Origin of the sequence: Salegentibacter holothuriorum, assembly GCF_900168045.1 — a bacterium.
GTDB lineage: Bacteria > Bacteroidota > Bacteroidia > Flavobacteriales > Flavobacteriaceae > Salegentibacter > Salegentibacter holothuriorum.
Genome location: NZ_FUYY01000001.1, coordinates 267,486 through 280,436 on the forward strand (window position 1 = coordinate 267,486; position 12,951 = coordinate 280,436).

Below are 12,951 nucleotides of genomic sequence, written 5' to 3' on the forward strand. Positions count from 1 at the left end.
AAATTAATATGATGAAAAAAATAATTAAAACCGATAAAGCTCCGGCTCCCATTGGACCTTACAATCAAGCTGTTTTAACGGGAAATATGCTTTATGTCTCAGGGCAAATAGCACTTAACCCTGAAACCAACGAGTTGGAAACAGAAGAACTTCAGAAGGAAACTACCAGGGTAATGGAAAACCTTCAGGCTATTCTGGCTGAAGCTGGAATGGATTTTGAAAATGTAATTAAAACTTCCATTTTTATTAGTGATATGAATAATTTCGCTAAAATAAATGAAGTATATGCCTCTTATTTTAACGCTGAAACCGCACCTGCCAGGGAAACTGTAGAAGTGGCTAATTTGCCCAAGTTTGTAAATGTAGAAATTAGTGCTATTGCGGTAAAAGGTGAATAATAACCAAATACACCATCTACTCTTTCATAGAAAAGTGAATTAATAAGCTTTAAAAAAGATTGCTGGTTTTTTCTCAAAACTCTACATTCTATATAATCCGGATAAAGTAAACTACCTCGGGGCAAGCCCACGAGGCATTCGTTGAAAACAAATTTTTAATTTCGAAGCAAGCGTCGGGGTATTACAACCTTTGGCGGTGCCAATAAATGCATTAAATCCAGATTATAATTTATTCAGTTTATGGAAAAAACCAGCAACAACTTCAAGCCGCTTTTATGATTTTTAAATTTATTTTAAAATCCTTCCAACAATCAATTTGCTTTCAGAATCTAAATAACTTTCAAAATTCTAAAAATTAGAAAGCCTGCATCAATAACCGGGCACTGGCCGGGTTTGTAGCAAGTGGAATATCGTGTACATCACATAAGCGCATTAGCATAAAAATATCGGGCTCGTGTGGATGTTTATCTAGTGGGTCTCTAAAGAAAATTACCATATCTACCTTTCCTTCTGCAATTCGCGATGCTATTTGTGCATCACCGCCCAGTGGACCAGAAAGTAATTTTTCTACTTGAAAGCCTGCGGTTTCGGTTTTAGCACCGGTAGTACCTGTGGCAATTAGTTTAATATTTTTAGCTTGAAGCGACTCTCTATGGTTATTTAAAAATTGAACCATTTCTGCCTTTTTACCATTATGGGCAATAATTGCTACTGTTTTCATTATTTATACAGATAATATATCAGATATGCGAAGCAGATCTTTATTAATAGTTGGTTTAGATTGTAAAGCTTTTTCCAGTTCTATAGACTGTACTTCGTTATTAAGCATTCCTACCATAATATCGTGTTGGCCGTCTAAAGCAAGTTCTACAGCTTTTACGCATAACCTGCTGGCCAAAACCCGATCAAAACAAGTGGGACTTCCTCCCCGCTGAATATGGCCTAATACGGTTACTTTAGCATCATAGTAGGGTAAATTTTCTTTTACATAGGCAGCAAGTTCAAAAACGTTTTTACCAATTTTATCACCTTCAGAAACAATAACGATACTGGATGTTTTTCCAGATCGCCGACTGCGCTCCAGAGAGTTCAGTAAACGATCTAAACCAAGGTTTTCTTCAGGAATTAAAATTTCTTCGGCTCCGGCGCCAATTCCGCTATTTAAAGCAATAAAACCGGCATCACGCCCCATAACTTCAACAAAAAATAACCTGTTATGTGAGCTTGCGGTATCTCTAATTTTATCTACAGCATCAATTACTGTATTTAAAGCAGTATCATAGCCTATAGTGTAATGTGTTCCAAAAATATCGTTATCTATTGTTCCGGGAACGCCAATAACGGGAATGTTGTGTTCTGCACTAAATATTTGTCCGCCTCTAAACGTACCATCACCCCCAATTAGGATCATGGCATCAATATTGGCTTCGTGCATATTTGCAGCAGCTTTTTCCCGACCTTCTTTAGTAAGAAATTCTTTAGACCTGGCCGATTTTAGAAAAGTTCCTCCTAAATTAATGATGTTGCGTACACTACGGGCATTAAGTTCAATATAATCACCATCTATCATTCCCTGGAAGCCCATCATAAAACCGACACATTCTACGCGATAATAGGCGCAGGCCCTAACTACTGCTCTAATTGCAGCATTCATTCCGGGAGCATCTCCCCCAGAAGTCATAACTCCAATTCGTTTTATTCTTTTTGTCATATTTTTCAATTTCTTATTTAAAATTACAAACTCAGGTGATACCCTAAAAGAAAAAAAGAAGTTTTAAGGGTTTTACTCGATAATTTAGATTTAAATCCTCAGAGGCTTGCCTCAAAATCCAAAAATCCTACCATTTTATGCCTTGTAGACTTAGCGCGATGTAATTAAATTAATTAGAATTTTCGTCGGGAAATCTTATATAATTTGGTGCTACTGGACGAGTCTCTGTTTGCGGTTTAGTTTCTTCGCTTAAAGCCTTAATTTCAGTACTGGCAATCTTCCTGATCAATTCCTTAAATGTATCAAAATCTACCGAATAAGATAATCCAATACCTTGTGTAAAACCTATCTCTTCTCCTATAAACTGAATATTGTTTTCTCTGTTAAAAACCTTAGCCCTTAAGGTTCCGTCTTCATTCAGAAGAAAATCGATTTCCAGATCTCCAACAATAATAGATTCGGTTACACCGCCAATAGGAACCCCAACCTGGCCATTAATAATAACTCTATCACTAATTTGCGTGGAAAGGGTTAAACCAAAGCGGTCTACCGTTTGCTGATCTGGTGTGCGATCTCCCTGCACATAATTTACCCCCACCTGGAATTTACCATCATCTCCGGCAAAAATATCGTTAACAATACTGGAAGCCCTTTCGGCCAGCGTTCCGGTAATAGCGTTTTGCCTTAATCCAAATTCGCTGTAAAATGCACCCTGAGTAACCAGGAATAAAGCCTGGAGTTCTTTACTGGCACGGTCATCCATTCTATACTCTAATTCTGAACGCACTACAGAGCTTGCATTGGGAAAAGCAATATCAAAAGTAATATCTGGTTGGATTATCTCACCTTGAAGGTTGATTATTACTTCTACAGGAATCTTTCTATTAATAGAAGGGTTTTCCAATAATACTGCTGGATTTGCATTAAGGGCATAAATTGCGCTAACATCTAATTGCGCATCAGTAGGATCACCATTCCAGTTTATGCTTCCGCCAGATTCTACATTAAAAACTTTTTGAACAAGTCCTGCATATTTGAAGTTATATACCCCTTCATAAACTACAAAGTCGCCCCACATATTAAATTTTCCATTGGTATTAATTTCCAACAATAAATTTCCAGAGCCACGTCCTTTTAAAGTGCTTCCACTAGTTTGGTCTACTACTACTTCCACTTCAGCATTATTAGTAATATCCAGGTCAAAAATTAATTCAAGGCCTGTTACTTCAGGTAATTCTATTGTTTGCCCGGCTTCCCTGGCAGCTTTTTCCTCAGGACTTAAGAAATGAATATATGAGTTATCCCCAACAGATTCTGTATCGCTCAAAGGAATTTTAAAAACCGTACCGCGCTCTGTCGTGGCAGTAACATCTATTACCAATTGATCTGTAGGGCCGGCAATACTGGCATCACCACTTATAAAAGCAGTGCCATAATAAAGCGCATCTTCTTCATCTTCAGTATCTAAAACTAGAAGTCTGTTTGTATCTATATTAAGATCCAGGTTCCATTCTTTAAAATTTTTATGGCCTATACTACCGTTAAGTGTTCCTGTTGTTTGGTATTTGGTATCTACAATTTCTACATCATCAAAAATAAACTGCTGTTGGTTTAAATTCACTACAGCAGCATCATCATTAAACGCAAGATCTACATTAAGATAAGGAATTCGTAAACCTGCATTCTTTAAACTAATATTCCCTGAAAAATCTGGGTTTTTATAATTTCCGGCAACTTTTGCATTTCCCGATGCCGCCCCTCTAATATTACTAATAACATCTCCTCCCAAAGGACTAAATGCGGCGAGATTTAAATCTTCCAGATCTACCCCCATATCTATTATGGGTTCACTTCCACTTACATCTATGTTTCCAATGGCATTTAAAGATTCGTGACCATTTTTTCTCAAATTAGCATTTATAGCATAATTAGTTAGCGTTTCATTTCCTTCCACATTTAGCACCAGGTTCCCCAACAAATTATCATTAATGTCTAATGAGTCTATTTTTAAATCTGTATTTGGATAATAAGCTCCATCTTCCTGAAGTAAATCAAACTTGCCATTTAAAGTTCCGGCAAGACGAAGACTATCTATGTGTGGTGTAATTTTACCAATATCTACATTTTCAAATTCCATTTTGAAATCTTTATAGGTAGTATCACGTAATTCACCACTAAGCCTAATTTCTTCATTCTTATGGCTCATTACAAGGGAATCTATGGTAATATCTTTGAAATCCAGGTCAAATACAATCTTATTATTTTTATTTCCATCTTCATTTAAATACCAGGTATTATTTTTAAAAGTAAGATCTGACCTTTGAATTCCTATAACCGATTTATTATCCTCGTTTATAGTATGAAAGAGGTTAACGTTAAAAAAATCTTCATTGTTTCTTCCTCCCTGAAATTCAGATCTTATAAAAAGTGTATCTCTTTGAGTTACATTAATAAAGCTGAATTCAGAAAAATTGTAAACATTTGTAGAAACACTATCGGCTTCAAAATAAGTGTTATAAATAGGGTTGGTATTGTCTATATTTAAGTTTACCGTCTCCATCATATTCCCAAAGAGATCTATTTTTGGCGAACGGAAGTTTACTTTAAATTCTGACTCATCTGAAGCCAAATGCCCTCGAATAAATGTATTTGGTGCCAGGTTAATTTTTGGATAAAAAACCTCTACAATCTTGTTATAGATATCAAAATCAAATTCTAGGTGTTGATTTTTTGTTATGGTTCTAGGTTTATAATTTGTATAGATGCTACCTAAAGAATTTTCAATTAAAGGTCTTATTTCTGAAAGAATAAAATCTCCCTTAATTTCGCCACTAATCACATCCTGGGAATTTATGCTTAAAGTTCTTATAGGTCCTTCAAAACTTGAGGTAATGCTGAAATTATCAAAATAATAAAGGTCATTCTGGTTCTGGTAAGAAGTATTAAGCAGTAAAATTTCACCAAAAGCATCATCTATATCAGTGCCTTTCATATTCATTATAACGTCTCCCTTAAAAATAGAAAGGCTATCCCGGGTAACGAAATTAAGCGCATTTAGATCGGCGTATCCTACAGAGGCTTCAAAATCGTAGTTATTGATATCTTCAGAAAGATCTGCCAGGCCATTAAACTCCATTTTCAAATTAGGATCATTGGCCATTAGCAATCCATTAAAAACAGGATTTCTAAGGTTTCCTATCACCCTAATCCCCTGATAGGTATAATCATTAAATTGCAATTTAGAAATTTGTCCTTTTAATTCTGCATCCAGGGTTTCAGCGTCAAAGCCGGTACCATCTATATCCAGGTTAAAACTTGTTTTTCCAAGGTTTTTATTATTGGCAAGTTTTCCAATATTAACATCTTGAAAAATCAGTTTTCCTGTATATGTCACGTTTTGAGAATTATTAAATCCGCGTAAAATCACATCGGCTTCGGCAGATCCTAATTGCGTATTTATTATCACATCGGCATCCAGGTTAGATCCAGTAACAATTGCATCTCCCTGCATTCTCAAATTCCCGAATTCACGTAATGTTTCGGGAAGTTTCCCCCTAAGATCACCAGGTAATAAATTTACCAGGTCGTAATAATTAGTAGTAAATTCTGAAAAATCTCCTGTAAGCTCAAAGTCTTCGCCTCCCTGAGAAAAAGCACCTTTAATATTTACATCACCTTCCACCCTGCTGCGATCCATGCCGGTTAATTGCAAATTAGGGAGATTAAAACTATTCAGTGTACCTTCAAAATCGGTATTTAATTGCATAATTTGATCGTCACCAAATTCAGTATAAAAAACCTGAAGATCTGTACTGGAAACAATACTTTCAGTGAAAGTTCCTGTGATTTCTACTTTATTCACAAAATCGGAAAAATCTTCAATTTGGTAATTAAATTCAAGATTTGCATTTACTAAAGATTGGGGGGTTTGAAGTATAAGGTCTTCAAAGACCATTTGTTCTGGGGTATATGAGAAATTGGTACTTAAATTATCTATATTGAGTCCCCGTTTTTCTTTTCCTTTTAAACCTTCAATAAGCACATTTATTTCCGGTCCTTTTATTTTTAAATCCCTGGCATAGATATTAAGGCTATCAAGAAGAAGCAATTCTGGGTTTTCACTATCTTCATTTATAAAGCTATAATTCCCATTAGAAATTTGAACTCTATCTACCCACAATTCAAATTGGGTGGAATCTCCCGAAGGCTGTTTACTTAATTTCTGAATGAATTTCCCAAGATTATCTCTATCCTCTCCTTTATATCTTCGCATATTTAGTTCCAATCCATCTAAATAGGTGTTTCCTAAATGTGGATTATTACTAAGTAGATTAGAAATCCCAGGCAGGGATGTGCGTAATTCTTCAGAAAAAATTAAGGTATCTTTATGATGATCTTCAATATAAATACCGTTAATTTTCACTTTGCCAAAATAAGTTAAGCTTACCCGGTCTATGGAAATATTTACGTTATTTTTTTCATTGATGGAATCGGTAAGACGTTTTGCCACTCCCGTTTGTACCGCAGGAATAGAGAAAATTATCAAAATAATGACAAAAAGCAAAAGCAGCGTAACCACTGTTCTAGTTAATATTTTCCAGAATTTTTTGATACGCTTTTATATTTTAACTTTGTACACAATATTAACAATTTCTATGCCCCTTATTTCTTAATGGCTTCACAAAATATTTACATATTAGGGATCGAATCTTCCTGCGACGATACAGCCGCAGCTGTATTACATAACGGCAAAATACTATCTAACATTGTTGCTACTCAAGAAGTACACAAACAATACGGTGGTGTGGTACCAGAACTCGCTTCAAGGGCACACCAGCAAAATATAGTTCCGGTAATTCACCAGGCCATTGCCAGGGCAAATATCGGTAAAAAAGATATATCTGCAATTGCATTTACACGCGGTCCCGGACTTATGGGTTCTTTATTAGTGGGTACATCTTTCGCAAAATCCTTGTCCCTGGGATTAGGAATTCCGCTTATTGAAGTTAACCATATGCAAGCGCATATTTTAGCTCATTTTATTGAAGAGGAAAATTTTAAAAAACCAAATTTCCCTTTTCTGGCTTTAACTATTAGCGGAGGACATACTCAAATTGTGAAAGTATCTAATTATTTTGAAATGGAAGTAATTGGCGAAACTACAGATGATGCCGTTGGTGAAGCTTTTGATAAAAGCGCTAAAATTTTAGGGCTCCCCTATCCCGGCGGTCCTTTAATCGACAAATATGCAAAAGAAGGAAGTCCTAAAGCATTCCCTTTTCCCAACCCAAAAGTAAGCGGATTAAATTTTAGTTTTAGCGGATTTAAAACCTCGGTACTTTATTTTGTGCAGAAACAAACTAAAGAAAATCCCGATTTTGTTACTGAAAATTTAAAAGATATATGTGCTTCCATCCAGTTTTCTATTGTGCGAATTTTAATGGATAAACTAAAAAAAGCAGTAAAACAAACCGGCATCAATCAAATTGCTATCGCCGGCGGAGTATCTGCTAATAGTGGTATTAGAAATGCTTTAATGGAAGCTGAAACCAAATATGGCTGGAACTGTTTTATTCCTAAATTTGAATATACTACAGATAATGCTGCAATGATAGCTATAGCGGGACATTACAAATATTTAAATCAGGATTTTTCCGATTTTTCCACTACCGCCCAGGCACGCTATAAATTTTAATCTATGCAACTTTTCTATACCCCGAATATTCAAGAAACCGATAAACAGATTATCTTTCCAAAAGATGAAAGCAGGCATATAGCAAAGGTTTTACGGAAAAATGAAGGAGATACTTTAAAGGTTACCAATGGAAAAGGATTTTTATTTACTTCCGAAATAATTGAAGCTAACCCGAAACAGTGTTTAGCTAAGATCATTAAGGTTGAAGAAGAAGCTTCTAAACCTTACCGTTTGCATCTTGTGGTAGCGCCTACCAAAATGAACGACAGGTATGAGTGGTTTTTAGAAAAAGCTACCGAAATTGGAATAGATGAAATCACCCCTATAATTTGTGATCATAGCGAAAGAAAAACTGTAAAACCAGATCGGTACGAGCGCGTTTTACAAAGTGCAATGAAACAATCTTTGCATTATAGATTACCTATCCTTAATGAAGCGATTAGTTTTTCAGAATTTATAACTACTGAAATTAAAGGTCAAAAATTCATAGCTCATTGTGAAGAAGATATGCCGCGCATTTCCTTGAAGAATGAAGCTAAAGTGAAAGAAACAGTTACTATTCTTATTGGCCCTGAAGGTGATTTTTCACCTGAAGAAATAAAACTGGCTTTAGAAAAAGAATGGCGAGCGGTAAGTTTAGGTGAAAGCCGATTAAGAACTGAAACAGCAGCTATTGTTGCCTGCCATACTATTGCATTAATTAATCAGGATTAATTAATGTAAAGAATTTTTATTGATATTTTTACACCTATGTCAAGTTTTAAAAAATCTGTCCTAATATTTTTCATCCTCGGTTTCTCTCAACTCCTGGTCGCACAGGAAATTGCAGTTTTAAAATATAATGGTGGTGGCGATTGGTACGCCAATCCTACTTCACTCCCCAATCTTATCACTTTTTCAAACAATAATATTGGTACCAGTATCAAACCTAAACCTATCATTGTTACTCCTGGAAGTTCAGATATTTTTCAATATCCTTTTGTATATATGACAGGGCACGGAAATGTAATCTTTAATAAGGAGGAAGCCGAAAATCTTAGAAATTATTTGTTGAGTGGCGGTTTTCTTCATATAGATGATAATTATGGAATGCAGCAGTATTTAGAAAAAGAGTTAGAAAAAATATTTCCGGAAAAAGAACTGGAAGAATTACCTGCAAACCATCCTATATTCTCTGCAGCTTTTAAATTTCCTGCCGGTTTACCTAAAATTCACGAACACGATAACAAACCACCACAAGCTTTAGGTATTTTCAATGAAAATAGATTGGTAGTATTATTTACCGTAGAAAGTGATCTTGGCGATGGTTGGGAAAGTCCAGAAGTTCATAAGGATCCTGAAGAAGTGCGATTAAAAGCACTAAAAATGGGAGCTAATATTTTAAAATACGTCTTTGAAAATTAATGGAACAACTCTCTCATTTTGATCAAAAATTCAGCAAGGAAAAATTTCCCATAACCCTGGTGTTAGACAATATTACCGGAGAAGCAAATATTGGCAGTATCTTTAGGCTTGCCGATGCTTTTAGTGTTGAGAAAATAATTTTTTCTGGAATTGAACCTAATCTTAGCAGTAGAAGGCTTCAAAAAACCTCCAGAAATACACATAAGACCATAAAATACGAATTAACCGAAGATGCGATTGATTTCCTCAAAAGCGCAAAAACAAATTCTGAAATTTTTTCACTAGAAATAACTTCAGGCAGTATTCCTATTGAAGATTTTGAATATTCCGAAGATAAAAGAGAAATCATCCTGATTTTGGGAAATGAAGCTTCGGGAATAAATAAAGATTTTCTCGATATTTCAGATAAACATTTGCATATCAATATGTTTGGGCAAAATAGCAGTATGAATGTTGCGCAAGCCACAGGAATAGCGTTATATGAAATATCAAAAACAATATCGGCATTCGATAAGAAATAATATATTTACCTCGTGAATTCAAACTCAATTACTTTAGGGATCTTAAGAGCTACGGGAATAATGGTCGGCATTATTCTTCTACTCTATTTTTTATATGAAATCCAATCGGTATTGGTTTATATCGCTATTGCAGCGGTAATTTCGTTGGTAGGTCGCCCGGTCGTTATCTTTTTAAGACAACGCTTAAAAATTCCCAACCGACTTTCAGTAGTATTAGTGCTTATTCTAGTACTCTCTATTTTTGCCGGAATTATACTCGTTTTTGTTCCAATTGTTATCGAGCAAAGTCAGTATTTAAGCCGAATAGACATGGAAGCTTTTAGAAGCGATCTTAACGAACTTAATAACCAAATAAACAATTATTTAGGTGTAGAAGAGATTAACTTAATTGAAGGCCTAAAACAGAGTGAATTTATTAGAAATTTTGATATAAGTGCCGTACCACGACTGTTAAATAATGTTTTTGGCATTCTTGGAGCTACTTTAATCGCCTTATTTTCCATACTCTTTATTTCGTTCTTCCTATTGAAAGACAGTAAGTTAATGTTAAATAGTATTCTGGTTTTTGCCAACCGTGGAGATGAGCAAAAATTTCAGCGTGTCTTTAATAAAATTAAAATTCTATTATCCAGGTATTTTGTTGGGCTAACCTTACAAATCACGGTTTTATTTGTACTCTACGCTATTTTACTTAGTGTCTTTGAAATCAATAATCCTATAGCGATCGCATTTATTTGCGCCTTCTTAAACCTGGTTCCATATTTGGGGCCGCTTTTTGCCGGGATTTTAATGGCGCTTTTTGTGATTTCAAGTAACCTGGGAGCAGATTTTCAACTGATTATTCTACCAAAATTAGGTTATATTATGTTGGGATATTCTATTTGTCAACTTATAGATAATATGATCTCACAACCAATGATCTTTGGCGCCAGCGTAAAATCGCATCCACTGGAGATTTTTCTTATTATTCTAATTGCAGGAATTATTTTTGGCATTACTGGAATGGTGGTAGCAGTTCCTTTTTACACCGCCCTAAAAGTTATCGCCAAAGAATCTTTAAGTGAATACAAGATCGTTAAACGACTAACACGCGACCTTTAAACCTGTTATTTTGAACAAAGCCTTACTAGATCCCGAAGTTCAGGAGTTTTTAAGGAAGAACCTAAAAATGTCTCCCGCTGAATTAGCGCTTCGCGGAAGTTCATTTCCCGGCATTTCCTCTTCAGAGTTGGCACAACAATTAACGGGATTACAAAAGGCCGCAAAGAAACTGCCCAGGTGGTTTGAACAGCCAAAACTTTATTATCCACCAAAAGTTAATTTGGAGCAAACTTCCTCTGAAAAGACCGCAAAATATAAAACTTCACTTTTACAGGGAGATAAATTAATAGATTTAACCGGAGGGCTGGGAATAGATGATTTTTATTTCGCCCAGAATTTCAAAGAGGTAATTCATTGTGAATTAAATACTGAATTATCGGAAATTTCCTCACATAACCTGAAGCAATTAGGTTGTGACAATATTAGATTCAAGAATCAAAACAGCATTGATTTCCTTAAAGAATCTAATTTACAATTTGATGCTATTTATGCCGATCCTTCCAGACGGGATGATTCTGGCGGAAAGGTTTTTAAACTGGCAGAATGTTTACCAAACATCCCTGAAAATCTTAAATTACTTTTTAGTAAATCTGATACCATTCTTATTAAAACCTCTCCACTACTCGATTTACAGGCTGGAATTTCAGAACTAAAATTTGTAACCGAAATACATATTGTAGCCGTTAATAATGAAGTAAAGGAATTGTTATGGCTATTGAAGAAAGAGGAAAATTCTTCACCCAAAATAAAAACCCTGAATTTCACAAAAAACGGAAACGAAGAGTTTAGTGGAATTTTTAACAGAAGTATTACTGAAGTAAGTTATTCGCTACCAAAAAGTTTTCTCTATGAACCTAATTCAGCCATTATGAAAAGTGGCTTATTTGAAGAAGTTGCTTCTAAAACTCAAACTTCAAAACTTCATCCCAATTCTCATTTATACACTTCAGAAAATGAAATTATTTTTCCTGGACGTAAATTTAAGATTATTGATATCCAGGAATATAAACCAGTTTTATTAAAAAAGAAATTTAAGAGTTACAAAGCTAATATAAGCGTTAGAAATTTTCCTGAAAGTGTAGAAATAATAAGAAAAAAGTTTAAAATAAAAGATGGTGGCAAAAACTACTTGTTTTTTACCACCAATATCAATAATGAAAAGATTGTCTTGTTTTGCGAGAAGATTTAAGGCTTATCCTGTAATCTATCTTTCACGAACTCAACCTTTGTTTTACCGTGTGGCGTAGGATTGCCCTCTTGATCTAAAGTCACCATAATTACTTTATCTATAGTAATAATGGTAGAGCGCGTCATTTTATTTCTAACTTCACATTTTAACGTTAAAGAAGTAGTTCCAAATTTTAGAACTTCTATACCTATTTCTATAATATCTCCCTGTTTAGCAGAGTTTTGAAAATTAATCTCACTCATATATTTAGTGACGCATTTAGAATTTTCTAACTGAATAATACTGTAAAGTGCGCATTCTTCGTCAATCCATGCTAATAGTTTACCGCCAAATAAGGTGCCATTGGGGTTTAAATCTTCCGGTTTGATCCATTTTCTGGTATGAAATCTCATCTTTTTCTTTTAAAAATAGGTATTAAAAATGAGCCTGTAAAAGCTTTTTAAAGATTTACCGGCTTCATAATATAAAGTTTATTTTTTGTTTTTTTCTAAAAATAGGGCCTTAGAATTGTGATATGTTATAAATAGTTTTTGGCCGCTTCAATGATTTCAGCGTGATCAAAAGCAAGTTCAGGTAAATTATCTGTACTTACCCAGGAGGCTTCTGCGGCATCATCTCCGGCACTAAGATCTGCTTCCTGAAAGATCCTGCTTACAAAAGCTATAGAAATGGTTCTCCCTCTGGGGTCACGCCCTGGCTTTCCAAACGCTCTCACCTGCTCCATAGTATTCACAACTACTCCGGTTTCTTCTTCCAATTCCCTTTTTGCTGCTGTAATCAAATCTTCATTTTCATCAATAAAACCGCCAGGCAATGCCCATTGGCCACCAAAAGGATCATTCTTCCTCTTTATAAGCAAAACCTTAAATTCGCTATTTGCATTACAAAAAACTACACTATCTACGGTTACTGCTACTTCTTGCTGTTTCATT

General features: G+C 35.0%; 12 protein-coding genes. 7 read left to right on the forward strand and 5 right to left on the reverse strand.

All coding sequences use genetic code 11. The annotated features are described in order from the left end of the window. Positions 1–11: 11 nt before the first annotated feature. Positions 12–398 carry a Rid family detoxifying hydrolase gene (locus tag B5X51_RS01225; protein ID WP_079719046.1) on the forward strand — a complete coding sequence of 129 codons (387 nt, stop codon included), beginning with the start codon at positions 12–14 and terminating at the stop codon, positions 396–398. Between the two features lie 355 nt (positions 399–753). On the opposite strand, the gene B5X51_RS01230 is transcribed toward B5X51_RS01225, so the two are convergent. From B5X51_RS01230 to B5X51_RS01240, 3 genes are all read right to left on the reverse strand, one after another. Continuing rightward, entirely contained in the window at positions 754–1,119 is a 366-nt protein-coding gene (locus B5X51_RS01230; protein ID WP_079719047.1) for a methylglyoxal synthase, read from the reverse strand. Between the two features lie 3 nt (positions 1,120–1,122). After that, positions 1,123–2,109: a 6-phosphofructokinase gene (gene pfkA / locus B5X51_RS01235; protein WP_079719048.1), complete on the reverse strand. Its 987-nt coding sequence runs from the start codon at positions 2,107–2,109 to the stop codon at positions 1,123–1,125. 169 nt (positions 2,110–2,278) lie between these two features. Continuing rightward, positions 2,279–6,688, reverse strand: coding sequence for a translocation/assembly module TamB domain-containing protein (locus tag B5X51_RS01240; RefSeq protein ID WP_245828684.1), 4,410 nt, complete (start codon positions 6,686–6,688; stop codon positions 2,279–2,281). 93 nt (positions 6,689–6,781) lie between these two features. Between B5X51_RS01240 and tsaD the strand changes: the two genes are divergently transcribed. From tsaD to B5X51_RS01270, 6 genes are read left to right on the forward strand one after another with little or no spacing between them, the layout of a single operon-like run. Then, positions 6,782–7,804, forward strand: coding sequence for a tRNA (adenosine(37)-N6)-threonylcarbamoyltransferase complex transferase subunit TsaD (gene tsaD, locus B5X51_RS01245; RefSeq protein WP_079719049.1), 1,023 nt, complete (start codon positions 6,782–6,784; stop codon positions 7,802–7,804). A gap of 3 nt (positions 7,805–7,807) precedes the next feature. Then, on the forward strand, positions 7,808–8,518 hold the full coding sequence (locus B5X51_RS01250; RefSeq protein ID WP_079719050.1) for a 16S rRNA (uracil(1498)-N(3))-methyltransferase: 711 nt from the start codon (positions 7,808–7,810) through the stop codon (positions 8,516–8,518). Between the two features lie 36 nt (positions 8,519–8,554). Beyond that, the gene (locus B5X51_RS01255; protein WP_079719051.1) at positions 8,555–9,208 is read left to right on the forward strand and encodes a DUF4159 domain-containing protein; all 654 of its coding nucleotides are present in this window, start codon (positions 8,555–8,557) and stop codon (positions 9,206–9,208) included. Beyond that, entirely contained in the window at positions 9,208–9,729 is a 522-nt protein-coding gene (locus B5X51_RS01260) for a TrmH family RNA methyltransferase (protein ID WP_079719052.1), read from the forward strand. Before B5X51_RS01255 ends, B5X51_RS01260 begins: the two co-directional genes overlap by 1 nt. Before the next feature lie 60 nt (positions 9,730–9,789). Next, positions 9,790–10,830, forward strand: coding sequence for an AI-2E family transporter (locus B5X51_RS01265; protein ID WP_394331559.1), 1,041 nt, complete (start codon positions 9,790–9,792; stop codon positions 10,828–10,830). Positions 10,831–10,840: 10 nt separating this feature from the next. Then, positions 10,841–12,019, forward strand: coding sequence for a class I SAM-dependent methyltransferase (locus B5X51_RS01270; protein WP_079719054.1), 1,179 nt, complete (start codon positions 10,841–10,843; stop codon positions 12,017–12,019). Here the strand turns inward: B5X51_RS01270 and B5X51_RS01275 are convergent. Beyond that, positions 12,016–12,411 (reverse strand): acyl-CoA thioesterase, encoded by a 396-nt coding sequence (locus tag B5X51_RS01275; protein ID WP_079719055.1) that lies wholly within the window; start codon positions 12,409–12,411, stop codon positions 12,016–12,018. The genes B5X51_RS01270 and B5X51_RS01275 overlap by 4 nt on opposite strands. 125 nt (positions 12,412–12,536) lie before the next feature. Beyond that, positions 12,537–12,950 carry an NUDIX domain-containing protein gene (locus B5X51_RS01280; RefSeq protein ID WP_079719056.1) on the reverse strand — a complete coding sequence of 138 codons (414 nt, stop codon included), beginning with the start codon at positions 12,948–12,950 and terminating at the stop codon, positions 12,537–12,539. Between the last annotated feature and the right edge of the window lies 1 nt (position 12,951).

Bases quoted from the DNA above. Each gene is read 5' to 3' on its own strand.
- B5X51_RS01225 (WP_079719046.1), top strand. From the start codon at position 12: ATGAAAAAAATAATTAAAACCGATAAAGCTCCGGCTCCCATTGGACCT.
- B5X51_RS01230 (WP_079719047.1), bottom strand. From the start codon at position 1,119: ATGAAAACAGTAGCAATTATTGCCCATAATGGTAAAAAGGCAGAAATG.
- pfkA (WP_079719048.1), bottom strand. From the start codon at position 2,109: ATGACAAAAAGAATAAAACGAATTGGAGTTATGACTTCTGGGGGAGAT.
- tsaD (WP_079719049.1), top strand. From the start codon at position 6,782: ATGGCTTCACAAAATATTTACATATTAGGGATCGAATCTTCCTGCGAC.
- B5X51_RS01250 (WP_079719050.1), top strand. From the start codon at position 7,808: ATGCAACTTTTCTATACCCCGAATATTCAAGAAACCGATAAACAGATT.
- B5X51_RS01255 (WP_079719051.1), top strand. From the start codon at position 8,555: ATGTCAAGTTTTAAAAAATCTGTCCTAATATTTTTCATCCTCGGTTTC.
- B5X51_RS01260 (WP_079719052.1), top strand. From the start codon at position 9,208: ATGGAACAACTCTCTCATTTTGATCAAAAATTCAGCAAGGAAAAATTT.
- B5X51_RS01265 (WP_394331559.1), top strand. From the start codon at position 9,790: ATGGTCGGCATTATTCTTCTACTCTATTTTTTATATGAAATCCAATCG.
- B5X51_RS01275 (WP_079719055.1), bottom strand. From the start codon at position 12,411: ATGAGATTTCATACCAGAAAATGGATCAAACCGGAAGATTTAAACCCC.
- B5X51_RS01280 (WP_079719056.1), bottom strand. From the start codon at position 12,950: ATGAAACAGCAAGAAGTAGCAGTAACCGTAGATAGTGTAGTTTTTTGT.